This window comes from Streptomyces sp. NPDC006655 (genome assembly GCF_040703965.1).
GTDB lineage: Bacteria > Actinomycetota > Actinomycetes > Streptomycetales > Streptomycetaceae > Streptomyces.
In genome coordinates this window covers 158,536-181,367 of record NZ_JBEYJU010000002.1, presented here as the reverse complement: position 1 = coordinate 181,367, position 22,832 = coordinate 158,536, and the positions used below count along the sequence as shown (strand labels likewise).

The 22,832-nt window shown below is 71.4% G+C and carries 27 protein-coding genes; 14 read left to right on the top strand and 13 right to left on the bottom strand.

Annotation, left to right across the window (positions count from 1 at the left end):
• Positions 1 to 23 precede the first annotated feature (23 nt).
• Complete coding sequence (locus tag AB0958_RS01995) at positions 24 to 989, bottom strand: zinc-binding dehydrogenase (RefSeq protein WP_366888328.1); 966 nt, start codon at positions 987 to 989, stop codon at positions 24 to 26.
• 339 nt (positions 990 to 1,328) lie between these two features.
• Entirely contained in the window at positions 1,329 to 2,552 is a 1,224-nt protein-coding gene (locus AB0958_RS01990; RefSeq protein WP_366888327.1) for an NADP-dependent malic enzyme, read from the bottom strand.
• Between the two features lie 584 nt (positions 2,553 to 3,136).
• Here AB0958_RS01990 and AB0958_RS01985 point away from each other — a divergent pair.
• From AB0958_RS01985 to AB0958_RS01975, 3 genes are read left to right on the top strand one after another with little or no spacing between them, the layout of a single operon-like run.
• The gene (locus AB0958_RS01985) at positions 3,137 to 4,102 is read left to right on the top strand and encodes an ABC transporter substrate-binding protein (RefSeq protein WP_366888325.1); all 966 of its coding nucleotides are present in this window, start codon (positions 3,137 to 3,139) and stop codon (positions 4,100 to 4,102) included.
• Positions 4,103 to 4,153: 51 nt separating this feature from the next.
• Positions 4,154 to 5,083, top strand: coding sequence for an amino acid ABC transporter permease (locus AB0958_RS01980; RefSeq protein ID WP_366888324.1), 930 nt, complete (start codon positions 4,154 to 4,156; stop codon positions 5,081 to 5,083).
• On the top strand, positions 5,080 to 5,880 hold the full coding sequence (locus tag AB0958_RS01975; RefSeq protein WP_366888323.1) for an amino acid ABC transporter ATP-binding protein: 801 nt from the start codon (positions 5,080 to 5,082) through the stop codon (positions 5,878 to 5,880). The genes AB0958_RS01980 and AB0958_RS01975 overlap by 4 nt, the downstream gene beginning before the upstream one ends.
• 62 nt (positions 5,881 to 5,942) lie before the next feature.
• Here AB0958_RS01975 and AB0958_RS01970 read toward each other — a convergent pair whose 3' ends face one another.
• A complete protein-coding gene (locus tag AB0958_RS01970; RefSeq protein WP_366888322.1) occupies positions 5,943 to 6,737 on the bottom strand; it encodes a class I SAM-dependent methyltransferase in 795 nt (264 codons plus the stop codon).
• Between the two features lie 100 nt (positions 6,738 to 6,837).
• On the opposite strand from AB0958_RS01970, the gene AB0958_RS01965 reads away from it, so the two are divergent.
• On the top strand, positions 6,838 to 7,482 hold the full coding sequence (locus AB0958_RS01965; protein ID WP_366888321.1) for a CGNR zinc finger domain-containing protein: 645 nt from the start codon (positions 6,838 to 6,840) through the stop codon (positions 7,480 to 7,482).
• On the opposite strand, the gene sodX is transcribed toward AB0958_RS01965, so the two are convergent.
• Complete coding sequence (gene sodX / locus AB0958_RS01960; RefSeq protein ID WP_132888980.1) at positions 7,374 to 7,820, bottom strand: nickel-type superoxide dismutase maturation protease; 447 nt, start codon at positions 7,818 to 7,820, stop codon at positions 7,374 to 7,376. The genes AB0958_RS01965 and sodX overlap by 109 nt on opposite strands.
• 145 nt (positions 7,821 to 7,965) lie before the next feature.
• Between sodX and sodN the strand changes: the two genes are divergently transcribed.
• Positions 7,966 to 8,361 carry a superoxide dismutase, Ni gene (gene sodN, locus AB0958_RS01955; RefSeq protein ID WP_132888808.1) on the top strand — a complete coding sequence of 132 codons (396 nt, stop codon included), beginning with the start codon at positions 7,966 to 7,968 and terminating at the stop codon, positions 8,359 to 8,361.
• Between the two features lie 118 nt (positions 8,362 to 8,479).
• On the opposite strand, the gene AB0958_RS01950 is transcribed toward sodN, so the two are convergent.
• The 4 genes from AB0958_RS01950 to AB0958_RS01935 form a co-directional block, all read right to left on the bottom strand.
• Positions 8,480 to 8,968, bottom strand: a complete 489-nt coding sequence (locus AB0958_RS01950; protein ID WP_366888320.1) for a GNAT family N-acetyltransferase — start codon at positions 8,966 to 8,968, stop codon at positions 8,480 to 8,482.
• 97 nt (positions 8,969 to 9,065) lie between these two features.
• Positions 9,066 to 9,971: a polyphosphate kinase 2 gene (gene ppk2 / locus AB0958_RS01945; RefSeq protein ID WP_366888319.1), complete on the bottom strand. Its 906-nt coding sequence runs from the start codon at positions 9,969 to 9,971 to the stop codon at positions 9,066 to 9,068.
• 34 nt (positions 9,972 to 10,005) lie between these two features.
• Positions 10,006 to 10,236, bottom strand: coding sequence for a hypothetical protein (locus tag AB0958_RS01940; protein ID WP_132888805.1), 231 nt, complete (start codon positions 10,234 to 10,236; stop codon positions 10,006 to 10,008).
• A 14-nt stretch (positions 10,237 to 10,250) separates the two neighbouring features.
• Positions 10,251 to 11,405 (bottom strand): inorganic phosphate transporter, encoded by a 1,155-nt coding sequence (locus AB0958_RS01935; protein WP_366888318.1) that lies wholly within the window; start codon positions 11,403 to 11,405, stop codon positions 10,251 to 10,253.
• 144 nt (positions 11,406 to 11,549) lie between these two features.
• Between AB0958_RS01935 and AB0958_RS01930 the strand changes: the two genes are divergently transcribed.
• From AB0958_RS01930 to AB0958_RS01905, 6 genes are all read left to right on the top strand, one after another.
• Positions 11,550 to 11,948 carry a helix-turn-helix transcriptional regulator gene (locus tag AB0958_RS01930; RefSeq protein ID WP_366888317.1) on the top strand — a complete coding sequence of 133 codons (399 nt, stop codon included), beginning with the start codon at positions 11,550 to 11,552 and terminating at the stop codon, positions 11,946 to 11,948.
• Between the two features lie 104 nt (positions 11,949 to 12,052).
• Positions 12,053 to 12,421, top strand: coding sequence for a hypothetical protein (locus tag AB0958_RS01925; RefSeq protein ID WP_366888316.1), 369 nt, complete (start codon positions 12,053 to 12,055; stop codon positions 12,419 to 12,421).
• A 1-nt stretch (position 12,422) separates the two neighbouring features.
• Complete coding sequence (locus AB0958_RS01920; RefSeq protein ID WP_366888315.1) at positions 12,423 to 13,757, top strand: tetratricopeptide repeat protein; 1,335 nt, start codon at positions 12,423 to 12,425, stop codon at positions 13,755 to 13,757.
• Positions 13,735 to 14,241 (top strand): Clp protease N-terminal domain-containing protein, encoded by a 507-nt coding sequence (locus AB0958_RS01915; protein WP_366888314.1) that lies wholly within the window; start codon positions 13,735 to 13,737, stop codon positions 14,239 to 14,241. Before AB0958_RS01920 ends, AB0958_RS01915 begins: the two co-directional genes overlap by 23 nt.
• A gap of 37 nt (positions 14,242 to 14,278) precedes the next feature.
• On the top strand, positions 14,279 to 14,695 hold the full coding sequence (locus tag AB0958_RS01910; RefSeq protein ID WP_366888313.1) for a VOC family protein: 417 nt from the start codon (positions 14,279 to 14,281) through the stop codon (positions 14,693 to 14,695).
• 19 nt (positions 14,696 to 14,714) lie between these two features.
• Positions 14,715 to 15,527 (top strand): VOC family protein, encoded by an 813-nt coding sequence (locus tag AB0958_RS01905; RefSeq protein WP_366888312.1) that lies wholly within the window; start codon positions 14,715 to 14,717, stop codon positions 15,525 to 15,527.
• Here the strand turns inward: AB0958_RS01905 and AB0958_RS01900 are convergent.
• The 4 genes from AB0958_RS01900 to AB0958_RS01885 form a co-directional block, all read right to left on the bottom strand.
• Positions 15,493 to 15,825 carry a DUF952 domain-containing protein gene (locus tag AB0958_RS01900; RefSeq protein ID WP_361334682.1) on the bottom strand — a complete coding sequence of 111 codons (333 nt, stop codon included), beginning with the start codon at positions 15,823 to 15,825 and terminating at the stop codon, positions 15,493 to 15,495. The genes AB0958_RS01905 and AB0958_RS01900 overlap by 35 nt on opposite strands.
• Positions 15,826 to 15,849: 24 nt before the next feature.
• Positions 15,850 to 16,110 carry a hypothetical protein gene (locus tag AB0958_RS01895; protein ID WP_366888311.1) on the bottom strand — a complete coding sequence of 87 codons (261 nt, stop codon included), beginning with the start codon at positions 16,108 to 16,110 and terminating at the stop codon, positions 15,850 to 15,852.
• A 186-nt stretch (positions 16,111 to 16,296) separates the two neighbouring features.
• The gene (locus AB0958_RS01890; RefSeq protein ID WP_366888310.1) at positions 16,297 to 17,397 is read right to left on the bottom strand and encodes a family 2 encapsulin nanocompartment cargo protein polyprenyl transferase; all 1,101 of its coding nucleotides are present in this window, start codon (positions 17,395 to 17,397) and stop codon (positions 16,297 to 16,299) included.
• A 113-nt stretch (positions 17,398 to 17,510) separates the two neighbouring features.
• Positions 17,511 to 18,917, bottom strand: a complete 1,407-nt coding sequence (locus tag AB0958_RS01885) for a family 2B encapsulin nanocompartment shell protein (protein WP_366888309.1) — start codon at positions 18,915 to 18,917, stop codon at positions 17,511 to 17,513.
• A 297-nt stretch (positions 18,918 to 19,214) separates the two neighbouring features.
• Here AB0958_RS01885 and AB0958_RS01880 point away from each other — a divergent pair, with 297 nt between their 5' ends.
• Positions 19,215 to 19,805, top strand: coding sequence for an N-acetylmuramoyl-L-alanine amidase (locus AB0958_RS01880; protein WP_366888308.1), 591 nt, complete (start codon positions 19,215 to 19,217; stop codon positions 19,803 to 19,805).
• Positions 19,806 to 19,886: 81 nt separating this feature from the next.
• A complete protein-coding gene (locus tag AB0958_RS01875) occupies positions 19,887 to 20,768 on the top strand; it encodes a pyridoxal-phosphate dependent enzyme (RefSeq protein ID WP_366888307.1) in 882 nt (293 codons plus the stop codon).
• Positions 20,769 to 20,804: 36 nt separating this feature from the next.
• On the opposite strand, the gene AB0958_RS01870 is transcribed toward AB0958_RS01875, so the two are convergent.
• Complete coding sequence (locus AB0958_RS01870; protein ID WP_366888306.1) at positions 20,805 to 22,400, bottom strand: Na+/H+ antiporter; 1,596 nt, start codon at positions 22,398 to 22,400, stop codon at positions 20,805 to 20,807.
• Positions 22,401 to 22,461: 61 nt separating this feature from the next.
• Between AB0958_RS01870 and AB0958_RS01865 the strand changes: the two genes are divergently transcribed.
• Entirely contained in the window at positions 22,462 to 22,722 is a 261-nt protein-coding gene (locus tag AB0958_RS01865) for a UBP-type zinc finger domain-containing protein (protein WP_132888790.1), read from the top strand.
• Positions 22,723 to 22,832: the final 110 nt, after the last annotated feature.

Genomic DNA, 22,832 nt, shown 5'->3' with positions numbered 1-22,832 from the left:
GGACGAGCCGGTGCGGCCGCTGTTCACTGGTTCGTGAGGACGATCTTCCCGAACACGTCGCCGGAGGCCAGCCGTTCGAAGCCCTCGCGGGCACGGTCGAGCGGCAGCAGTTCGTCGATGACGGGGCGCACACCGGTGGTGGCGCAGAAGGCGAGCAGGTCCTCCAGTTCGTCCTTGGTCCCCATGGTCGAGCCGACGACCTTCAGTTCCAGGAAGAAGATCCGGGTCAGCTCGGCGTGCGAGGGGCGGTCGCCGCTGGTGGCGCCGGAGATGACGAGGGTGCCACCGGGGCGCAGCGACTTCACCGAGTGGGACCAGGTGGCGGCGCCGACGGTCTCGATGACGGCGTCCACCCGCTGCGGCAGCCGGGCGCCCGGCTCCACCGCCTCGACGGCACCGAGCTCCAGGGCCCGCTTCCGCTTGGCCTCGTCGCGGCTGGTGGCGAAGACCCGCAGTCCGGCGGCCCTGCCGAGGACGATGGCGGCCGTGGCGACACCGCCGCCGGCGCCCTGCACCAGCACGGAGTCGCCGGGCCGTACGCCGGCGTTGGTGAAGAGCATCCGGTACGCCGTCAGCCAGGCGGTGGGCAGGCACGCGGCCTCCGCGAAGGACAGCTCCCTGGGCTTGGGCAGGATGTTCCAGGTGGGCACGGCGACCTGTTCGGCGAAGGTGCCCTGGTAGCGCTCGGTGAGGATGGAGCGGGGCTCGTTCGGGCCGACCCCGTGACCGCTCTGCCCGATCACGGAGTGCAGGACGACCTCGTTGCCGTCCTGGTCGACGCCGGCGGCGTCGCAGCCGAGGATCATCGGCAGCCGGTCCTCCGGGAGACCGACGCCGCGCAGGGACCAGAGGTCGTGGTGGTTGAGGGAGGCGGCCCGCACATCGACGGTACTCCAGCCGGGCCGGCCGGTCGGGGCGGGACGGTCCCCCAACTCGAGGCCGGAGAGCGGCTGGTCGCGGTCGATTCGGGCGGCGTAGACGGCGAACATAGGGCCGACGATAGGTTCCCGGCGCCGGGCGCGAAACCGGAGGCCGCTGTGACACATCCCCTCTTGCGCAGAGCGCCCGGCACGCAGCACCCCGAACACAGCGCCCTGAACACAGCGCCCCGTAGGGGCGCGGGGCTGTATCCGACATGCGGCTCCGCCGCGTGGGCGCGAGAAGCCCCCACCGACCGCGGCATCAGACGACGGCCGTCCCCCCTCATCGCGGGCGCCGGGGGCGGCAGCCCCCGGCACGACGGCCACCTCCGCCGCCACCCGAACGGCTGGGCGCCGGGAAAGGAAAATGGCCCCGCCCGAAGAGGAACGGAGCCATTCGGCGCAAGGTCAGCGGCGCGCAACCCCTTCGGCCCGCGCGGCAGCCGCCACCGCCGCGGTCACCGCGGGTGCGACGCGCTCGTCGAAGGGGGACGGGATGACGTAGTCGGCGGCCAGATCGTCGCCGACCACCGCGGCCAGCGCCTCCGCCGCCGCGATCTTCATCCCCTCGGTGATCCGGGAGGCCCGCACCTGGAGGGCACCGGCGAAGATCCCGGGGAACGCCAGCACGTTGTTGATCTGGTTCGGGAAGTCCGACCGTCCGGTGGCCACGACCGCCGCGTACTTGTGGGCGACGTCGGGGTGGACCTCGGGGTTCGGGTTGGCCATGGCGAAGACGAAGGAGCCCTCCGCCATGGAGGCGACGGCCTCCTCGGGGACCGTACCCCCGGAGACGCCGATGAAGACGTCCGCGCCGGCCAGCGCGTCCTCCAGGGTGCCCTTGAGCCCGGCCTTGTTGGTGAACCCGGCGACCTGGCGCTTGACGTCGGTGAGGTCGTCGCGGTCGGCCGAGATGATGCCCTTGCGGTCGGCGAGGGCGACGTCGCCGATACCGGCCTCGACCAGCATCTTGGCGATGGCGACCCCGGCCGCGCCGGCGCCCGAGATCACCGCCCGCAGCTGCCCGATCTCCCGCCGGCTGAGCCGGGCCGCGTTCCGCAGCGCCGCCAGCGTGACCACGGCCGTGCCGTGCTGGTCGTCGTGGAAGATGGGGATGTCCAGCTGCTCCTGGAGCCTGCGCTCGATCTCGAAGCACCGCGGTGCCGAGATGTCCTCCAGGTTGACCCCGCCGAAGGAGGGGGCCAGCCGGACGACGGTCTCCACGATCTCGTCGACGCCCGTGCAGTCGAGGGCGATCGGGACCGCGTCCACGCCGCCGAACTGCTTGAAGAGGATCGCCTTGCCCTCCATCACGGGGAGGGAGGCCTCGGGACCGATGTCCCCGAGGCCGAGCACGGCCGTGCCGTCGGTGACGACGGCGACGACGGACGACTTCCAGGTGTAGTCGTTGACCAGCTCGGGCTGTTCCGCGATCGCGGTGCACACGCGCGCGACTCCGGGCGTGTACGCGAGGGAAAGGTCGTCCTTGTCACGGAGCGGCACGGTGGCCTGCACAGCCATCTTGCCGCCGCGGTGCAGCGCGAACGCCGGATCGAAGGAATCGAGGGGCTCGGCCCCGCCGTCCTGGTCCGTCGTGCTGTCGCTGCGAGGATTGACGATCTCCGCTGCCACTTGTCTTACCCCTTAGGTATGCATGGTTTGAGGGTCGGCCACTCCCGGTGAGGGGGTGGGCGGGCACCGCGCAGGGCCCGATCACTGATACGTGCGAGGTGGCACGTACGAGCTCCTGCGCGACGGGCGCGCCGCACACGCGCCCTGAGCCCCGGATGAGGGGTGTAATGACCCTTCTTACCGGACGGGCGGCACCCGCGACGAGTCGAATAGGTGCAAGGTCACATCACGGATGTCGTAGACAGTCGACAGATGAGCGGCCGGATGGCCGCGAGACGGCGCCCGACCAGAGCATGAGATGAACCGGAGATGAACCGAAGATCTTCCGGTCGGAGCGTCGAAATCCCGCAGATGCGCGAGGGCGAGGGGCCGCAGAGGTGCAGCCTGACGCGGTTCGGGGTTCACCCGTTATCCGATTTTGACATCGTCGCACACCTGCATGGAGCAATCCCAATGGCAGGATGCCGTAAACCCACGAGGTCGCGACACCCGAAGGTGTGTGTTTCCGTCGACCCATCGGCTTATCGACATATCAGACACATCGGTATATCGGCTTGTTCAATTCACCGCCGGAGGAACCCACCATGACCGCACGCTCCACCCGTCGTACCACCGTCGCGCGCTCCAGGACCGCAGCGTTCGGTGCGATCGCGGTCGCAGGCACCCTGCTGCTCACCGGCTGCGGCGACCACACGGACAAGAGCAGCGACAACGGCTCGTCCTCCTCGGCGGGCTCCTCGGCCCCGCTGGCCGGCAAGCTGCCCGCGGACATCCGCAAGGCCGGTGTGATCAAGGTGGGCTCCGACATCGCCTACCCGCCGGTCGAGTACATGGAGAACGGCAAGGCCGTCGGTGTCGACCCCGACATCGCGGACGCGCTCGGCAAGCAGCTGGGCGTGCAGTTCCAGTTCCAGAACGGCAAGTTCGACCAGCTCATCGTGGGTCTCCAGGCCAAGCGCTTCAACGTGATCATGTCCGCGATGAACGACACCAAGGACCGCCAGAACGGCATCGACTCCGACAACGGCAAGAAGGTCGGCAACGGCGTCGACTTCGTCGACTACTTCACCGCCGGTACATCGATCCTGGTCCAGAAGGGCAACCCGAAGGGCATCAAGTCCCTCGACGACCTGTGCGGCAAGGTCGTGGCCCTGCAGAAGGGCACCACGTCCGAGGGCATCGCCAAGGCGCAGAGCACGAAGTGTACGAAGGACGGCAAGAAGGCCATCGACCTGCAGACCTTCGACACCGACCCCGAGGCGCTGCTCCGCCTGAAGCAGGGCGCCTCCGTCGCCGACCTGAACGACTTCCCGGTCGCCGCCTACAACGCCAAGACCTCCGGCGGCGGCAAGGACTTCGAGGTCGTCGGCGACCAGATCGAGGCCGGCCCGTACGGCATCGCGGTCAGCAAGGAGAACACCCAGCTGCGTGACGCGCTGCAGGCCGCAGTGAACGCCATCATCAAGAACGGCGACTACCAGAAGATCCTCGCCAAGTGGAACGTCACCCAGGGCGCGGTCACCGAGGGCAAGGTCAACGGCGGCTCCTGAACGGCCTCGGGCACGACTGAGGGCCGACAAGGTCTATGAAGGGCTGTCACTGTGACTGACACGGTCGACAAGACTCCGGCGCCCTCGGTGCCGCCGGAGCAGATCAAGGCGATCCCGGTACGCCACTACGGCCGCTGGGTGGCCGCCGCGGTGGTCATCGCCGTCCTGGTGCTGATCGGCGTCGCGTTCTCCAACGCGAACATCAACTACGGCATCGTCCCGGACTACCTCACCGACGGGACGATCCTGTCGGGCGCCTGGCACACCCTGTACATCTCGGTGCTCGCCATGGTGCTCGGCCTGGTCCTGGGCGTGATCCTGGCGATCATGCGGATGTCGTCGAACCCGGTCACCAGCACGGTGGCCTGGTTCTACGTCTGGTTCTTCCGGGGCACGCCGGTCCTGGTCCAGCTGCTGCTCTGGTACAACATCGCACTCGTGTTCCCCATCCTGAACCTGGGGTTCTACAAGGACGAGATGAACCAGGTGATGACGCCGTTCCTGGCGGCACTGCTGGGCCTCGGCCTGAACGAGGCCGCGTACATGTCGGAGATCGTCCGGGCCGGCATCCAGTCCGTCGACGAGGGCCAGACGGAGGCCTCGCACGCCCTGGGCATGACCCGCGGGCAGACGCTGCGCCGGGTGATCCTGCCGCAGGCCATGCGGGTGATCGTGCCGCCCACCGGCAACGAGTTCATCAACATGCTGAAGACCTCGTCGCTGGCGTACGTGGTCCAGTTCAACGAGCTGATCAAACGGGCCACGGACATCTCCAGCACCTCGCTGGCGGTGGTCGAGATGTACTTCGTGGCGTCCATCTGGTACCTGATGCTGACCACGGTCTTCAGCATCGTGCAGTACTACATCGAGCGCCGTTACGCCCGCGGCTCCTCGCGCAGTCTCCCGCCGACCCCGTTGCAGCGCCTGCGGAAGAACCTGTCCCAGTGGACCTCGCTGCGTCGCCCGGAGGTGGCCCGATGAGCGGTCTCGCCAAGGACATCACCCCGCCGAGCAGCGGCGCCCCGATGGTCAAGGCGGAGGGGGTGCACAAGTCGTTCGGGCTCGCGCACATCCTCAAGGGCATCGACCTGGAGGTGCTGCCGCGTGAGGTGTTCTGCCTGATCGGCCCGTCCGGTTCCGGCAAGAGCACCTTCCTCAGGTGCATCAACCATCTTGAGAAGATCAGCGCCGGCCGGCTGTACGTCGACGGTCACCTGGTGGGCTACCGCCAGCACGGCGACAAGCTCTACGAGCTCAAAGAGAAGGAGGTCGCGGCGCAGCGGCGGGAGATCGGCATGGTCTTCCAGCGCTTCAACCTCTTCCCGCACATGACGGCCCTGGAGAACGTCATGGAGGCGCCGGTCCAGGTCAAGGGCGAGTCCAAGGCCGTGGCGCGGGAACGCGCGCAGCGCCTGCTCGACCGGGTCGGCCTCGGCGACCGCACCGGGCACTACCCGGCGCAGCTCTCCGGCGGCCAGCAGCAGCGGGTCGCGATCGCCCGCGCGCTCGCCATGCAGCCGAAGCTGATGCTGTTCGACGAGCCGACCTCGGCGCTCGACCCGGAGCTGGTCGGCGAGGTCCTGGACGTGATGCGGGACCTGGCCGAGGACGGCATGACGATGATCGTCGTCACCCACGAGATGGGCTTCGCCCGCGAGGTGGGCGACAGCCTGGTCTTCATGGACGACGGCGTGGTGGTCGAGTCGGGCCACCCGCGCGACGTCCTGACCAACCCCCAGCACGACCGGACGAAGTCGTTCCTGTCGAAGGTGCTGTAGCGGTACGACGCCGAAGGGGCGGTACGGGATCCCCGTACCGCCCCTTCGGCTCGCCGTCGCCGCTACTTGAGGGCCAGCAGCAGCGTGTCCGAGGGGGAGCACCACACCGGCCTGGCCTCCCCGAACCCCTTCTCGCGCAGCACGCGCGCGTGCCACTGCGCCGAGGGCGTGTCGCCGTCGGCGTGCTCGCCGTAGATCTCGAACCGCCGCGCGGTCGGCCCGGCCAGCACCGGGTCCTGCGCCGCCAGTTGCCACCACTCGGCCCAGTCCAGCGCCCCCGCCGCCCTGGCCTGTTCCATGCGCAGGTGCCGCTGCGCCCGTTCCGCCGCGTTGATCCGGGGCGTGCTCTGGTCGATCATGTGGTCCGCGTTCATGAAGACACCGCCGTCGCGGACGAGTCCCGCGACCTGACCGTAGAGGGCCGCGAGGGGTTCACTGTGCAGCCAGTGCAGGGCCGTGGCGGTCAGCACGGCGTCGTACGAGTCGTACGGCAGCCGGGTGACCCAGTGCGGGTCCTTGAGGTCGGCGGTGACGAACGTGACGCGGTCGTCGCCCGCGAAGGTGCCCTCGGCGATGGCCAGCAGGGCCGGGTCGAGGTCGACCCCGGTGCTCACCGCGCCCGGGAGGCGGGCCAGCAGCCGGGCGGTGATGCTGCCGGTGCCGCAGGCCAGGTCGAGGACGCGCGGTGCGGTGCCGACGAGCGCCTCGACCATGTCGAGCATGGTCCGGAACCGTTCCTCGCGGTCCGGCATGTACCACTCCTGCTGCCGGTCCCAGCTGTCCTGCCAGGCTGCCCAGTCGGTCCCGGTTCCGGCCTCGGCCGTCGTGACGTCGTTGCTGTCGCGGATGTCGCTCATGGCAACCCTCCACCGTCCACGTCCCGTAATACCCTGGAAGCACGACCGGCCATTACCCGACCGCACCACCGACCATAGAGCGCCTCCGTAAGGACTACAAGTGGAACTGGCCTATTACTCGGATTACGCCGTCCGGCTCGTCAACAGTGAGGAGCCGGGCCGGGGCAAGGACGCCCTGACGTCGGTCGAGGCCGTCCGTAACCTCTTCGGCGGCAACCAGCAGCAGGCCGCCCGGCGCGCCACCGACGCCGACCTCACGCGCTTCCGCTCGGTGCGGGCCCGGCTGCGCGCGGTCTTCGAGGCGGCCGACAAGGGCGAGGAGACCCTCGCGGTCGACCTGCTCAACTCACTGCTGCTGGAGTTCCCGGTCAGCCCGCAGATCTCCGGGCACGACCACCGGGACGAGGACGGCCGCCCGCTGTGGCACATGCACCTGGCCGACCACCCCTCCAACGCCACCGCCGGCTACGCGGCGATCGCGGCGATGGGCCTGGCCTTCCACCTCACCGAGTACGGCGTCGACCGCCTCGGCCTGTGCGAGGCGGCGCCGTGCCGCAACGCCTACCTCGACACGTCCACCAACCGCTCCCGGCGCTACTGCTCGGACCGCTGCGCGACCCGCGCCAACGTGGCCGCCTACCGGGCCCGCAAACGCCAGGAGGCGGAACGGCCCGAGCGGTCCGACGACAGCACCGGCCTCGCGGCCGAGAGCGCCCAGCGCACCACCGCCAGCGGCGAGCGCTGACCGGGCCGCAGCGGCCGCCAGCGGAACAGGACCCGGCCGAGGATCAGCTCCTCGGGCACGGTTCCGTAGTCCGTGCTGTCCCCGCCCGCGTACGCGTTGTCCCCGAGCACCCACCAGCCGCCCTCGCGCAGTTCCACGGCGCGCTTGACGACCAGCAGGTCCTGCTGGAACGGGTGCCGCAGGACGACGACGTCACCGGCCCGCACCCGGGCCCCGTAGCGCACCAGGAGCTGATCCCCCTGGTACAGCGTGGGGACCATCGACGGGCCGGTCACCTCGGCCAGCCCGAACGGCGCGGCACCCCTCCCCCGCTCGGTCTCCTGCGACAGCTCCGGCATCCCCGGCACCTCCCCGGTCCGTTCCTCCACCAGTCTCAGTCTGACCCCGGACTTTTGTCCTAAGCCCATGGGGGCACTCGCGAAATCACGCTGCCCAGGGAGTAATGTCCCACCTGAGAAGACGATCACGAGGAAGGAATGCTCCATGCTTTCCCGCCTGTTTGCCCCCAAGGTCAAGGTCAGCGCGCACTGCGACCTGCCCTGCGGCGTGTACGACCCGGCCCAGGCCCGCATCGAGGCGGAGTCGGTGAAGGCCGTGCAGGAGAAGATGGCCGCCAACGACGACCCGCACTTCCAGGCCCGCGCCACCTTCATCAAGGAACAGCGTGCCGAGCTCGCCAAGCACCACGTCTCGGTGCTGTGGAGCGACTACTTCAAGCCCCCGCACTTCGAGAAGTACCCCGAGCTGCACCAGCTCGTGAACGACACCCTGAAGGCCCTCTCCGCGGCCAAGGCCTCCACGGACCCGGCCACCGGCCAGAAGGCCCTGGACTACATCGCCCAGATCGACAAGATCTTCTGGGAGACCAAGAAGGCCTGACCCCCGCGCCTTTTCGGTTGCGAAGGTCTGGCCCTGCCGCACCCGGCCCGTCGGGCCGCCGTCCACGGCGTTCCGGGGGCCGGGTGCGGTCCTGTTCCCCCCGGCCGCGTGGCGCCCGCTACGCGGTGTCCGCGGCGGACGCCAGCGTGCTGAGCCCCTCGCCGGTCAGGCGGCAGATGCGCCACTCGTCCAGGAAGTCCGCGCCGAGCGACTTGTAGAAGCCGATCGCCGGTTCGTTCCAGTCCAGCACCCACCACTCGAAGCGCTCGAAACCGCTGCGCAGGCAGAGTGCCGCGAGAGCGGCGAGCAGGGCCCTGCCGTGGCCGCCGCCGCGCGCGTGCGGTCGTACGTACAGGTCCTCCAGGTGCATGCCGCGGGTGCCGGTCCAGGTGGAGAAGCGCGGGAACCACAGCGCGTAGCCCACCACCGCACCGGTGGTGTCGTCCTCGGCGATCAGCGCGTGGGCCGCGGGGTGGGGGCCGAACAGCGCCTCGCGGAGCTGCTCCTCGGTGGCGCGGGCCTGTTCGGCGGCCCGTTCGTAGTCGGCGAGTTCCCGGATCATCGCGCGGATCGCGGCGACGTCGTCCTCGGTGGCGGCACGGATCATGCGGCCGATCCTCGGTGGTCGCACCGGGGCGTGTCCACCGCGTTCCGCCCTGCGAAAGGGCCGGCCGGGTTCCGGCCGGCCCGCCGCGCTCCCGGTGCTAGTGCACGCCGTCCTGGTCGTCCTCGCCCGCCTCCAGGAGGCCCGCCGCCGCGCCCACTATCCGGGGGTCGGGGCTGCCGACGACCTCCTCGTCCTTGTCGGCGTAGTCGAAGCGGGCCAGCACGCTGCGCATGGCCTCGACCCGGGCCCGCTTCTTGTCGTTGCTCTTTACCACGGTCCAGGGCGCGTACTCCGTGTCCGTCTCACGGAACATGGCGACCTTGGCGGCCGTGTAGTCGTCCCAGCGGTCCAGCGAGGCCAGGTCCATCGGGCTGAGCTTCCACTGCCGTACCGGGTCGACCTGGCGGATGGTGAAGCGGGTCCGCTGCTCGCCCCGCGAGACCGAGAACCAGAACTTCACCAGGTCCACCCCGTCGTCCACCAGCATCCGCTCGAACAGCGGCGCCTGGCGCACGAAACGCCGGTACTGGTCGTCGGAGCAGAAGCCCATGACCCGCTCGACACCGGCCCGGTTGTACCAGGAGCGGTCGAACATCACGATCTCGCCGGCGGTGGGGAGGTGTTCGACGTAGCGCTGGAAGTACCACTGGCCGCTCTCGCGTTCCGTGGGCTTCTCCAGCGCCACCACGCGCGCGCCACGGGGGTTCAGGTGCTCCGTGAAGCGCTTGATGGTGCCGCCCTTGCCGGCCGCGTCCCGGCCCTCGAAGACGATGACGATCCGGCGCCCCGTCTCCTTGATCCAGCTCTGCAGCTTCAGCAGCTCGATCTGCTGAAGCCGCTTGTGCCACTCGTACTCCTTGCGTTCCATGCGCTGTGCGTACGGGTAGTTCTCCCGCCAGGTTTCGATCGGGGTTCCGTCCGGGCGGATGAGTACGGGGTCGTCCGGGTCGCTGTAGTCGACCTTCAGGTCGGCCAGGTCGGACAGCAGGTCCGGCGTCGTCATCCAGTACTCCTCAGCGGTTCGGGGACGACAGGGGTCAGTGGAACTGCGGCACGATCAGGTAGATGCCGTACGCCACCACCGCCGCGCAGGCGAGGAAGCACAGCCCTGCCTGGGCGGCGCCCGCGGTGCTGGTGCCGCCCTGTTCCCTGGCCCCCTCGTAGCGGGCGAGGCCGAGGACACCGAGGGCGAAAACAACCACTACCGCGAAGGTAACTCCGATGCTCACCGCGGTGACCTGGCCGAGTGCGGTCCAGTCGATACTCATGGCAACTCCCTGACTCAGGCGGCGGTGCCGACCTTGGACGGCGGCGCGGTGCGGAGGGCGACCTCGTGTCCGTCGTTGACGTTCTTCGCGTCGATCGGGTTGCGGCGCGACAGCATGACGATGCCCGCCGCGAGCGCCGCGCCGACCAGTGCGACCACGACCGTGCCGAAGTTGCCGCCGTGCTTGACCGCGAACGCGGAGACGCCGCCGACCAGCGCGGCGCAGGGCAGCGTGATCACCCAGGCGGCCACCATGCGGCCCGCGACGCCCCAGCGGACCTCCGCCAGCCGCCGGCCGAGACCCGCGCCGAGGATGGAGCCGGAGGCGACCTGGGTGGTCGACAGGGCGAAGCCCATGTGGGCGGAGGTCAGGATGACGGCCGTGGAGGCGGTCTCCGCCGCGAAGCCCTGCGGGGACTGGATCTCGGTCAGGCCCTTGCCCATGGTGCGGATGATCCGCCAGCCGCCGATGTAGGTACCCAGACCGATGGCGAGACCGGCGGTGGTGATCACCCAGACCGGCGGTCCCGCACCGTCCGGCAGGGCGCCGACGGAGATCAGGGTCAGGGTGATGATGCCCATGGTCTTCTGGGCGTCGTTGGTACCGTGCGCGAGCGAGACCAGCGAGGCCGAACCGATCTGCCCGAGCCGGAAGCCCTTGGTCACGGAGGCCGCGCGGCCGCGGGCGGTGAGCTTGTAGGCGCAGTACGTCGCGACCAGCGCGGCGACACCGGCCACGACGGGGGAGGCGAAGGCCGGGATGATGATCTTCTCGACCACCTTGTCGAAGTTCACGGCCCCGGTGCCGGCGCCGACCGTCACCGCGCCGATCAGCCCGCCGAACAGGGCGTGCGAGGAACTGGACGGCAACCCCACCAGCCAGGTCAGCAGGTTCCACAGGATCGCGCCCACCAGTCCCGCGAAGACCATGGCGGGAGTCACCTTGGCGTCGTTCACGATGCCGCCGGAGATCGTCTTGGCGACCTCGGTGGACAGGAACGCTCCGGCCAGGTTGAGCGCACCGCTGATCAGAACCGCGGTCTTCGGCTTGAGCGCACCGGTAGCGATGGACGTGGCCATCGCGTTCGCCGTGTCGTGGAACCCGTTGGTGAAGTCGAACGCGAGAGCCGTGACGATCACGACCGCTACGAGGAACGTGATGTGGTCCATTTCTATATGCAAACAAGCTCGGGCCAATTGCGCGAGAACTGGAGGGAAACGATCGTCCAAGAACAAACCTGGTCCGTGTGGATGATGTGCGTGCCATGCTGAGGCGACGGCGGTGACGGCTTCGAAGGACCCGAGGCGGGTGCGATGACCCTGGAAGACCTGCGGCGGCTGCGCCGGGCGCGCGACCGCATGGACCGTGAGTTCGCCGAGCCGCTCGACATGGCCGAACTGGCCCGCACCGCCGTCATGTCGCCCGGCCACTTCCAGCGCAGCTTCCGCAAAGCCTTCGGGGAGACGCCGTACAGCTACCTCATGACCCGCCGGGTCGAGCGGGCCAAGGCGCTGCTGCGCCGCGGCGACCTGACCGTGACGGAGGTGTGCATGGCGGTCGGCTGCACGTCCCTCGGGTCCTTCAGCTCGCGCTTCACCGAACTGGTCGGGGACACGCCGAGCGCGTACCGGGCGCGGGACCACGAGGAGAGCACGGTGATCCCGTCCTGCGTGGCCCGTACGTTCACCCGCCCGCGCCGCCGGCCGTACTGATCGCGGTTCGTCCACAGGCCCGGTCACTGCCCGCTCCCCGCCGTACACTGGCGGTCATCGTCAACTCCGTTGCCCGTCAAGGTCGTAGAGCACCCGGGGGAACCGTGGCAACCGCACTGATCTCCGTCCTGAGTCCCGATCCGGTCCCGGACGCCGAGTCCCTGACGGACTGGCTCAGCGGCGAGCCGGCGCTGGCCGGCCGGGTCCGGCTGACCGGGGGCGCCCCGGCCGAGGGGCACCTGGGCGTCCCCCTGGACACGGTGTCCGTACTGCTGGGCGCGGGCGGTCCGCTGACCGTGCTCGCCTCCTGCCTGCGGACCTGGATCACCCAGCCGCGCCGCAGCGACGTGAAGCTGACCATCAGGCGCGAGGACGGCCCCGCGATCGAGATCGACGCCCGGCGCGTCGACAGCGAGGAACTGACGGAGCTGCTGCGGCAGGCCCTGGACGCCCAGCGCGATCCGCGGGCATGACATGCGGCTTCCCGACCGCCGGCGCTCCCGGATCGTCCTGATCGGCGCGAGCCGCTACTCCGACCCGGCCCTGCCCGGCCTGCCGGCCGTCGCCAGGACCGTCACCGACCTTCGCGACCTGCTCACCGACCCCGAGCGGGGGCTCGTCCCCGACAGCAACTGCACGGTGCTGCTCGACGAGGGCGACCTGCGTACGGTCGGCGACCGGCTGCGCTCGGCCGTCGCCGGGGCCGAGGACCTGCTGCTGGTCTTCTACGCCGGTCACGGCCTGGTCGCGGGCCGCCGCCACAGCCTGTACCTGGCGCTCCCCGACAGCCGCTGGGCGGCTCCCGAGTTCAACTCCCTGGAGTACGACAAGCTCCGGGACGCCGTCCTCGACTCCCCCGCCGCCGCCAAGGTCGTCGTCCTCGACTGCTGCTTCTCCGGCCGGGCCGTCGGCGACTCGCTCGCCGGGAGCGGCGAGGCCGGGCGGATCGAGGGGCTGGAGGTGGCCGGCACCTACGTCCTCACCTCCGCCCAGCGCGACCAGGTCGCCCTCGCCCTGCCCGACGAGGAACACACGGCGTTCTCCGGACGGTTGATACGACTGCTGCGCGAGGGGATCCCCGGCGGACCCGAGCTGCTCACGGTCGACGACCTCTACCGCCGGCTGCGGGCCGTCATGTCCGCCGAGGGCCTGCCCACCCCGCTCAACCGGAGCGCCGGCACCGCGCACACCCTCGCCCTCGGCGTGAACCGCGCGTTCGCCGCGACCGCGGGCCCCGAACTGCGCGGACGGCACGCGCGCGCCGTCGCTCAGGGCAAGACCGGGGACTGGGCGGGGGCGGCCGGGCAGCTCCGGAGAACGGTCGAGGAACAGACCCGGATCCTGGGCGCCGAGCACCCCGACACCCTGCGCGGCCGTCAGTCCCACGCGCACAGCCTGGGCGGCGCGGGCAGCCCGGCCGAGGCGGCCGAGCTGCTGCGCGGGCTCCTCACCGACCAGCTGCGCCTGCTCGGCCCGGACCACGAGGACACCCTGCGCACCCGCCAGTTCCTCGCCGTCAACCTGGGCGAGGCGGGGCACCGCGAGGAGGCGGCGGACCTGCTCCGGGCACTGCTCGCCGACCGGGGCCGGGTCCTCGGCCCGGACCATCCGCACACCCTGCGCACCCGGCATCTGCTGGCCCGCAACCTGTCGTTGAGCGGTGCCCGCGAGGAGGCCCGGGCGCTGCTCCGGGAGGTCGTCTCGGTACGGGAGCGGGTGCTGGGGGCGGATCATCCGCACACCCGCAGGGCGCGGACCGACCTGGCGGAGCTGGCGGAGGTGGGCGGTGGGGTACGAGAGGTTCGGTGAGCGGGCACGGGACGTCGTCGACGCCGCGGCCGACCGGGCGCGGCGGCTGCGGCACTGGTACGTGGAACCGGGGCACGTCCTGCTGGCGCTGCTCGACACCGACGAGCCGGAGACCGTACGGGTGCTGGGCGCGGCCGCCGAGGACCTGCGCGCCGGGGTGATCGACGCCCTCGGCGGGGGCACCGTGGAGCCGGGCGACCACCTGCCGCTGAGCGGTGCGACCAGCGCCCTGCTGGCGGGGGCGGCGCAGGAAGCCGACCGACTCGGCCATCGGACCGTGGAGCCCTTCCACCTCCTGCTCGCCCTGCTGTCCGCCGCGGACACCGTGCTCATGGCCGTCCTCGCGGCCCACCGGACCGCCCCCCGGCACGTCCCGCGGCACGTCCCGCGGCACGTCCCGCGGCCGGCTCCCGACGCCGGGGCCACCGGCGCCCCACCGGCCCCGGACCCCGCCCACGACCCCTACGTGTGGACCATGAGCTGACCCGGCACCCCGACCCGGGTGCGCCTAGCCTGACCCCATGGACGTAAAACTCGCGCAGTGTTTCATCGCCGTCGACGACCACGACAAGGCGCTGGCCTTCTACCGTGACGTCCTCGGCCTGGAGGTCCACAACGACGTGGAGTTCGAGGGGATGCGGTGGGTCACCGTCGGCTCGCCGCAGCAGCCGGGCGTGGAGATCGTGCTGGAGCCGCCCGGCGCCAACCCCGACGCCTCCCCCGCCGACCGGCAGGCCATGGCCGAACTGCTCGCCAAGGGCATGCTGCGCGGGGTGATCTTCTCCACCAGCGACTGCGACGCACTGTACGAGCGGGTGCGGGAGTACGGCGGTGACGTGATCCAGGAGCCGACGGACCAGCACTGGGGGGTACGGGACTGCGCGTTCCGGGACCCGGCGGGCAACCTGCTGCGCTTCACGGAGCGCCGCGAGAAGTAGCGCCTCTACGATCCCGTCCATGACCATCCGCTGGACCTACGCCTTCGTCGACCGCCCCGCCGAACGCCTCGCCGCCGCCCAGGCCTTCTGGACCGCGGTCACGGACACCCGGCTGTCCGCACCGCGCGGCGGTGACGGCGAGTTCACCACCCTGTCGCCGGCCGCCGGCGCGGACGCCTGCGTCAAGCTCCAGCAGGTGGCCACCGGCCCCGGCGGCGCCCACCTGGACCTCTGCTCGCAGGACGTGCCGGGTCTGGTGCGCCGGGCCCTGGACCTCGGCGCCGAACAGGTCGCCGAGCACGAGGGGTGGGCCGTACTGCGGTCGCCCGCCGGGCAGTTGTGGTGCGCGGTGCCCTGGCACGGCGAGTCGGTACGGCCACCGGTGGTGGCCGGGAGCCGGCTCGACCAGGTATGCCTCGACATCCCGCCGTCCCGGTACGAGACCGAGACCGCGTTCTGGGCGGAGCTGACCGGCTGGGAGTCGCTGACCGGCTCGCTGCCGGAGTTCCGGGTGCTCAGGCCGCCGGCCGGGCTGCCGTTGCGGATCCTGCTCCAGCGGCTGGACGGCGAACAGCCCGCCGCCGCCCACATCGACCTGGCCTGTGCCGACATCGCGGCGACCCGGGCCCGGCACGAGGAACTCGGCGCCGTGCACGTGGCCGACGGGCGGCACTGGACGGTGCTGCGGGACCCGGCGGGCGGCGTCTACTGCCTGACCGGCCGGGACCCCGAGACCGGCGGGCTGCCGGCCGTCACATCCGGGGCCGTCGCACCCACGGCCGTCACGCCCGCTGCCGTCACGCCCAGGGCCGTACCTCCACCACGGCCGTGACCGGGATCGGACCGTACACGTGCGGGAACTCCTCCCCGCCCGGTTTCACCGCCTCCCACCGCACCGGGACGCCGACCCGCGCCGGGTCCACGGCCAGCACCACCAGTTCGTCCGGGCCGTCGTAGGAGCCGTACAGGAAGGCCGCCACCCGCGGGAGCTGGTCCTCGGTGGAGCAGTGGATGAAGCCCTCCTCCTGGAGGGTGCGGCCGCGGGTGGAGATCTCGAAGGTGCCGCGCGCGCGGGCCTCCTCCCACAGGGAGCGTTCGGTGATGTGCAGGATGTTGGGCAGTCCGGTCATGCGCTCACGCTACGACGCCGCCCCTCACGACGCGGACTCCGGTGGGCCGGACTCCGGTGGGCCGGACTCCGGTGGTGAGGAGTGCGGCCGCCGGGACCGCAGCGGCGGGGGCCGCGAAGGGGACCGCTCCCGCGCGCGGGGCGCGCCCGCGTACTCGGCGCATTCGGGATTGCGGCAGGCCCCGGGCCCCCAGACCGGCACCCACGCGCCCAGCGTCTTGTGCCGCCGCACGACACTCTCCACGGCCTGCCCGCAGGCGGGACAGACCTGCTCCCGGCCGTCCATGTGCCCAGCGTAGGCGGGAGCCGGGTGCGGCGCTCGGCGGTCGGCGGTCGGCGGTCGGCGGTCGGTGGTCGGTGCGCAAGTCGGCGGGCCCCGCACGCCGTGGGGATGTGCGGGACCCGTCGGACCGGAGTCCCCGGGTGCCCGCGCGGGGTCAGGAGCCGCACGGGCCCGGGGACTCCGGGGTCTTCATCTGCTGCGCCGGGTCACGAACTCGGCGAGCGCGAGCAGGCCGCCGGCCGACTCGGGGTCGGGCACGGCACGCGCGAGTTCCTGCATCGCGCGGGCCATCCGGTCGGCCGCCTCGGCCTGTGCCCAGTCCCGGCCGCCCGCCCGCTCCACGGCCAGTGCGATACGCGTGATCTCGTCCGCGTCCGTCCGCGCATGCGGTGCGGCGTACAGCTCGGCGAGTTCGGCGGCGGCCGGATTGCCGGAGGTGAGGGCCGCGACGACCGGCAGGGACTTCTTGCGGGCCGCCAGGTCCGCACCGGCCGGCTTGCCGGTGCGCTGTGGATCACCCCATATCCCGATGACGTCGTCGATCAACTGGAAGGCGAGGCCGGCCTGCCGGCCGAACCCGTCGAGCGCCGTGACCTCCGCCTCCCCCGCCCCCGCGTACAGCGCACCCACGGCGCAGGCGCAGCCGAGCAGCGCCCCGGTCTTGGCCTCGGCCATGCCGAGCACCTCGTCGAGGGTGACCTCGTCGGGTACCCGGTCCTCCATCGCCGTGTCCGCGTGTTGGCCGGCGCACAGTTCGAGCACGCACTGCGCGAGACGGGCTGCGGCCGCCCCGGACGCCGGGTGCGGATCCTGTGCGAGCAGCCTCAGGGCCACGGCGTGGAGCGCGTCCCCGGCGAGGATCGCGTCGGTGTCGCCGAACACGGTCCAGACGGTGGGCCGGTGCCTGCGGGAGGTGTCCCGGTCCATGACGTCGTCGTGCAGCAGCGTGAAGTTGTGCACCAGCTCCACGGCGGCCGCCGCCCCTACGGCGGCCGCGCGGGCCCGCGGGCCGCCGAGCGCTTCGGCGGCGGCGAGGACCAGCGCGGGCCGGATGGCCTTGCCCGCGTTGCCCGCGGCCGGGGTGCCGTCCACGTGCTCCCAGCCGAAGTGGTAGCGCGCGATCCGCCGCATCGAAACGGGCAACGAGTCGACGGCCGCACGCAGTCCGGGGTCGACGGACGCCCGGGCGCGCTCCAGTATGGCCGCCGCCTCGGCCCCGTCGAGCGCCTCGGGACCGGTCGGCGGAACCGCCGTGGGACCCTGCTGCCTTTCCCTCACGAACTCGGGCATGGCCTCCCTCTCGCGGGGTGCGCGTACGGTGGCGTCTTCGCCTCGGCTCGGCACGTACCCCGAGGGTGTACCCGCCCCGGAGGGCGGGGACACGGCCGCCACGTGCGGAAACGTCACCTCCACCGGCCGATCTCGACGTTCTCCAGCACACCGAGGGCATCCGGGACCAGGACCGCCGCCGAGTAGTAGGCGGTGACCAGGTAGTTGATGATGGCCTGTTCGTTGATGCCCATGAAGCGGACCGACAGGCTCGGCTCGATCTCGTCGGGGATGCCGGACTGCCGCAGCCCGATGACGCCCTGCTCCGACTCGCCCGTACGCATGGCGATGATCGAGGTGGTCCGGGCCTCGGTGACCGGGATCTTGTTGCACGGGTAGATCGGGACCCCGCGCCAGGTCGGGATGCGGTTGCCGCCGATCTCGACGGTCTCCGGGACCAGTCCGCGCTTGTTGAGCTCACGCCCGAAGGCCGAGATGGCGCGCGGGTGGGCGAGGAAGAGCTTGGTGCCCCGGCGGCGGCTGAGCAGTTCGTCCATGTCGTCCGGGCTGGGCACGCCGTCGTGCGGCTGGAGCCGCTGGTCGTACTGGCAGTTGCTGAGCAGGCCGAACTCCGGGTTGTTGACGAGCTCGTGCTCCTGGCGCTCCTTCAACGCCTCGACGGTGAGCCGCAACTGGTGCTCGGTCTGGTTCATCGGCTGGTTGTAGAGGTCGGCCACCCGGGTGTGGATACGCAGCACCGTCTGGGCGATGCTCAGTTCGTACTCCCGCGGCCGGGCCTCGTAGTCGACGAAGGTGTGCGGGATGTCGGGTTCGCCGCTGTGGCCTGCCGCGAGGGCGACCTCCTTCTCGCCGTACTTGTTGGTGCGCTGCTCGGGGATCGTGCGCAGGTGCTGAAGGTGCTCGCGCAGCGAGTCGGCGCGCTCGGCGACCTGCTCGAAGTCCTGCCGGGACAGGATCAGCACGGTGCAGGCCGTGTCCGCGCGGGCGGTGTACTCCCAGATGGCGTCCGGGTCGATCAGCCCCTGCTCGCCGAAGTAGGCGCCGTCGGCGAGGACGCCGAGCACCGCGTCGTCGCCGTAGGGGCCGGTGCCCACCTTCTCCACGCGGCCGTGGGCGAGCAGGTACACCTCGTCCGCCTGGTTGCCGAACGAGGCGATGACCTCGCCCGGGCCGAAGTCCCGCTGCCGGCACCGCTGGGCCAGCTCCCCCAGTACCTCCTGGTCCTCGTACGCGCGCAGGATGGGCAGTTCGCCCAGCTCCGCCGGGATGACCTCGACACGGTCGCCGGTCTTCAGGAAGGTGATGCGGCCGTCTCCGACCGTGTAGGTGAGCCGTCGGTTCACCCGGTACGTGCCGCCCTGCACATCGACCCAGGGCAGTGTCCGCAGCAGCCAGCGGGAGCTGATCTCCTGCATCTGTGGCGCGGACTTGGTCGTGGTGGCCAGGTTCCGCGCTGCCGCCGTGTCCAGAGACTGCTGCGGCTTGCCCTGATCCGTGCGGACCTCTTCGCCTACCGACATAAGGAAATGCCCTCCCATACCTGCGCGGACGCCGAACTGCCCGCGCATCGGTCTCATCGGCCACCCTGTCATCACCGAGCGTGCCGGGACCATTACCCGAAAGAGCGGGAATAGATCATCGGACCGCTGGGCATGCCGACCCTTCGCCCCACCTACCGCCCCGCGATATGCCGACTTGTCCGGATCGACTCGTACGCGATCCGAACAGGCCGGGAGCGGCTACCCCGGAAAGACCGACTTCTGTAGAAATTGCCGGAGTTTCATCGCACACCCCCCACGAAGACCAAGGAGGCGGTCATGGCCCCACCCATGTCCGCGGGTGCTTTCCTCGACGCGCTGCGGGACGAGGGCGTCAGGGTCGTCGAGGTCGGCGACTGGCGGGAGCACAACCGCAACCACAAAGGCCCCTGGGGGCCCGTCCACGGCTTGATGATCCACCACACGGCGACCGCCGGCGCCGAGCGCACCGTCCGGCTCTGCCGCGACGGCCGCCCCGACCTGCCCGGCCCGCTGTGCCACGGCGTCGTCACCAAGGACGGCGCGGTCCACCTGGTCGGCCACGGCCGCGCCAACCACGCCGGGCTCGGCGACGACGACGTACTGCGCGCCGTGATCGCCGAGAAGGCCCTCCCCCTGGACAGGGAGGCGAACACCGACGGCAACCGGCACTTCTACGGCTTCGAGTGCGAGAACCTGGGCGACGGCGAGGATCCCTGGCCCCCGGCCCAGCTGGAGGCGGTCGAGAAGGTGGCCGCGGCGGTGTGCCGGCGGCACGGGTGGTCGGAGCGGTCGGTGATCGGGCACGCCGAGTGGCAGCCGGGAAAGGTGGATCCGCGCGGTTTCTCCATGGCCTGGCTGCGCGAGCGCGTCCGGGACCGTCTGAAGTGACCGCGCGAGCAGCCCCGCGCCGCCGCCCGGGTGGGCGCCCCGGGCGGCCACCTCGCCGGGCGTCCGCGCGACAATGACGACGTGACCAGCGCCGACATACTCGAGCCGCGGCTGCCGTCCCCTCTTGAGGAGGTGGCCGACGACCGCTTCGCCCGGCACGGCGTCCGGCTGCTCCTCAAGCGGGACGACCTGATCCACCCGGACCTGATCGGCAACAAGTGGCGCAAGCTGGTCCCGAACATCGAGGCGGCGGCCGGCCGGCCGATCGTCACCTTCGGCGGCGCGTACTCCAACCACCTGCGGGCGACGGCCGCCGCGGGCCGCCTGCTCGGCTTCCCGACGGTGGGGGTGGTGCGGGGCGGCGAACTGGCCGACCGGCCCCTGAACCCCTCCCTCGCACGGTGCGCGGCCGACGGCATGCGGCTGCACTTCGTCGACAGGTCGACGTATCGACGGAAGGCTGAGCCGGAGGTGCTCGCCGGTCTGCTGCGGGCGGCGGGGGCGGAGAACGCGTACGTCGTACCGGAGGGCGGCAGCAACGCGGCGGCGGTGCGGGGCTGCCGTGCCCTCGGCGAGGAGCTGCGGGGGCGGGCCGACGTGGCCGCGGTCGCCTGCGGCACCGGTGGCACGCTGGCCGGGCTGGCCGCGGGCCTCGGCGCCGGGCAGCGGGCGTTGGGCGTGCCGGTGCTCAAGGGCGGGTTCCTGGACGGGGAGACGACACGGCTGCAGGTGGCGGCGTTCGGGTCGCGGTCGGGTGACTGGTCGCTGGACGAGCGGTTCCACTGCGGGGGGTACGGGCGCACCACACCCGAACTCGACGCCTTCGCGACGGACTTCGAGGCCAGGCACGGGATGCGGGTCGAGCGGCTGTACGTGGCCAAGTTGCTGTTCGGGCTCGCCGCGCTGGCGGCGGAAGGGGCGTTCGCACCGGGGACCAGGGTGGCGGCGGTCGTCACGGCCTGACCGGCGCCGCCACCGGGCCGGGGCGCCCGCGGCGGCTCAGCCCGCCTCCCGGTAGGCCGCCGCCTCCTCCAGGTCCAGCCGGCGCAGCAGGGTGCGCAGCATCTCGTCGTCGATGTAGCGGTGGTCGCGGAGGCGGACGAACACCTCGCGTTCGGAGCTGATCATCTCGCGGGAGAGGCGGCGGTAGGTGTCGTCGACCGTCTCGCCGGTGACGGGGTTGGTCTGGCCGAGGCGCTCCCAGACGGCGTTGCGGCGGCGCTCCAGCATGATGCGGAGACGGTCGGCGAGCGAGGGCGGGAGCTGGTTGCGGTCGTCGGTGAGCAGTTCGTCGAGGCGGGCCTCGGCCGCGCGGGAGGCCTGCGCCTGGGCGTTGGCCTCGGCGAGGGTCTCGGCCTGCGGGTCACGGCCGGGGAAGCGCAGCCGGCGGATCAGCGGCGGCAGGGTCAGCCCCTGCACCACCAGGGTGCCGATCACGGTGGTGAAGGTCAGGAAGAGGAGCAGGTTGCGGTGCGGGAAGGCACCGCCGCCCTTCACGGTGACGGGGATCGAGAAGGCGATGGCGAGCGAGACCACCCCGCGCATCCCGGCCCACGACGTCACCATCGCGCCCTTCCAGGTGGGGTTGGACTCGCGTTCCCTGATCCGCGCGGAGAACATCCGGGGCAGGAAGGTCGCCGGGTAGCACCAGGCGAAGCGGGCGGCCACGACGACCAGGAAGACGGCTATGGCGTACCAGACGGCCTCGGCCCCCTCGTACTGGCCGAGGCCCCGCAGGACGATCGGGAGTTGCAGGCCGATCAGTGCGAACACCGCCGATTCGAGGATGAACGCGACCATCTTCCAGACCGCCTCCTCCTGGAGGCGGGTGGCGAAGTCGACCTCCCACGCGCGGTGGCCGAGGTAGAGGGCGACCACCACGACGGCGAGGACGCCGGAGGCGTGCAGCTGCTCCGCGACGCCGTACGCCACGAACGGGATGAGCAGGGAGAGCGTGTTCTGGAGCAGCGGCTCCTTCAGGCGGGTGCGCAGCCAGTGCAGCGGCGCCATGAGGAGCAGGCCGACGCCGACGCCGCCGACCGCCGCGAGCAGGAACTCCTCGATGCCCCCGACCCAGGTCGCGCCCGCGCCGACGGCGGCCCCGAGGGCGACCTTGTACGCCGTGATCGCGGTGGCGTCGTTGAGCAGGGACTCGCCCTGGAGGATCGTCGTGATGCGGGACGGGAGCCCGACCCGGCGGGCCACCGCGGTCGCCGCCACCGCGTCCGGCGGGGCCACCACCGCGCCCAGCACCAGCGCCGCGGGCAGCGGCATGCCGGGCACGAGCAGATACACCGCCCAGCCGACCACGACGGTGGCGAAGAGGACGTATCCGACCGAGAGCAGCGCGACCGGTCTCATCTGGGCCCGCAGATCGAGGTAGGAGCTGTCGGACGCCGAGGTGTACAGGAGCGGGGGCAGCAGGAGCGGGAGGACGACCTCCGGGTCGAGGGTGTAGTCCGGCACGCCGGGGACGTACGACACCGCCAGACCGACCGCGACCAGGAGCAGCGGTGCGGGCACGGGGGTCCGCCGGGCGGCCGCCGCGATCACGGTGCTCCCCGCCACCAGCAGCAACAGTGGCATCACGTCCATGATCCTCGCCCACCCTCATTTTCCGCGCGGCCACCCGCACGCCCGTCGTAATCTGGCAATCATGAAACAGTGCACGCATGCCGGCGCGCTGCCGCACCCTGAACCCGACCCCCTGAACGAGACCTGTCCCGAGTGTCTCGCCAAGGGCTGGCACCCGGTCCAGCTGCGGATCTGTCTGACCTGTGGCCACGTGGCGTGCTGCGACTCGTCACCGGGAAGACACGCGACGGGACACCACGAGACCTCCGGTCACCCGGTGATGCGGACGTTCGAGCCCGGTGAGGACTGGCGCTGGTGCTTCGTCGACCACGTCCTCGTGTGACACTGCACTACGGCCGCTGAACGCGGCCGTGCCGACGGTTCGACGGTTCGGCGCCGGGGTACGTCAACCCGGCGCGCGCTCTTCCCAATTGGGCAAGGCGGACCCCTAGA

Coding starts and splice junctions, on each gene's coding strand:
- AB0958_RS01995 (WP_366888328.1), bottom strand. CDS start 989: ATGTTCGCCGTCTACGCCGCCCGAATCGACCGCGACCAGCCGCTCTCC.
- AB0958_RS01985 (WP_366888325.1), top strand. CDS start 3,137: ATGACCGCACGCTCCACCCGTCGTACCACCGTCGCGCGCTCCAGGACC.
- AB0958_RS01975 (WP_366888323.1), top strand. CDS start 5,080: ATGAGCGGTCTCGCCAAGGACATCACCCCGCCGAGCAGCGGCGCCCCG.
- AB0958_RS01970 (WP_366888322.1), bottom strand. CDS start 6,737: ATGAGCGACATCCGCGACAGCAACGACGTCACGACGGCCGAGGCCGGA.
- sodX (WP_132888980.1), bottom strand. CDS start 7,820: ATGCCGGAGCTGTCGCAGGAGACCGAGCGGGGGAGGGGTGCCGCGCCG.
- sodN (WP_132888808.1), top strand. CDS start 7,966: ATGCTTTCCCGCCTGTTTGCCCCCAAGGTCAAGGTCAGCGCGCACTGC.
- AB0958_RS01950 (WP_366888320.1), bottom strand. CDS start 8,968: ATGATCCGTGCCGCCACCGAGGACGACGTCGCCGCGATCCGCGCGATG.
- ppk2 (WP_366888319.1), bottom strand. CDS start 9,971: ATGACGACGCCGGACCTGCTGTCCGACCTGGCCGACCTGAAGGTCGAC.
- AB0958_RS01940 (WP_132888805.1), bottom strand. CDS start 10,236: ATGAGTATCGACTGGACCGCACTCGGCCAGGTCACCGCGGTGAGCATC.
- AB0958_RS01935 (WP_366888318.1), bottom strand. CDS start 11,405: ATGGACCACATCACGTTCCTCGTAGCGGTCGTGATCGTCACGGCTCTC.
- AB0958_RS01930 (WP_366888317.1), top strand. CDS start 11,550: ATGACCCTGGAAGACCTGCGGCGGCTGCGCCGGGCGCGCGACCGCATG.
- AB0958_RS01920 (WP_366888315.1), top strand. CDS start 12,423: ATGCGGCTTCCCGACCGCCGGCGCTCCCGGATCGTCCTGATCGGCGCG.
- AB0958_RS01910 (WP_366888313.1), top strand. CDS start 14,279: ATGGACGTAAAACTCGCGCAGTGTTTCATCGCCGTCGACGACCACGAC.
- AB0958_RS01905 (WP_366888312.1), top strand. CDS start 14,715: ATGACCATCCGCTGGACCTACGCCTTCGTCGACCGCCCCGCCGAACGC.
- AB0958_RS01900 (WP_361334682.1), bottom strand. CDS start 15,825: ATGACCGGACTGCCCAACATCCTGCACATCACCGAACGCTCCCTGTGG.
- AB0958_RS01895 (WP_366888311.1), bottom strand. CDS start 16,110: ATGGACGGCCGGGAGCAGGTCTGTCCCGCCTGCGGGCAGGCCGTGGAG.
- AB0958_RS01890 (WP_366888310.1), bottom strand. CDS start 17,397: ATGCCCGAGTTCGTGAGGGAAAGGCAGCAGGGTCCCACGGCGGTTCCG.
- AB0958_RS01885 (WP_366888309.1), bottom strand. CDS start 18,917: ATGTCGGTAGGCGAAGAGGTCCGCACGGATCAGGGCAAGCCGCAGCAG.
- AB0958_RS01880 (WP_366888308.1), top strand. CDS start 19,215: ATGGCCCCACCCATGTCCGCGGGTGCTTTCCTCGACGCGCTGCGGGAC.
- AB0958_RS01870 (WP_366888306.1), bottom strand. CDS start 22,400: ATGGACGTGATGCCACTGTTGCTGCTGGTGGCGGGGAGCACCGTGATC.
- AB0958_RS01865 (WP_132888790.1), top strand. CDS start 22,462: ATGAAACAGTGCACGCATGCCGGCGCGCTGCCGCACCCTGAACCCGAC.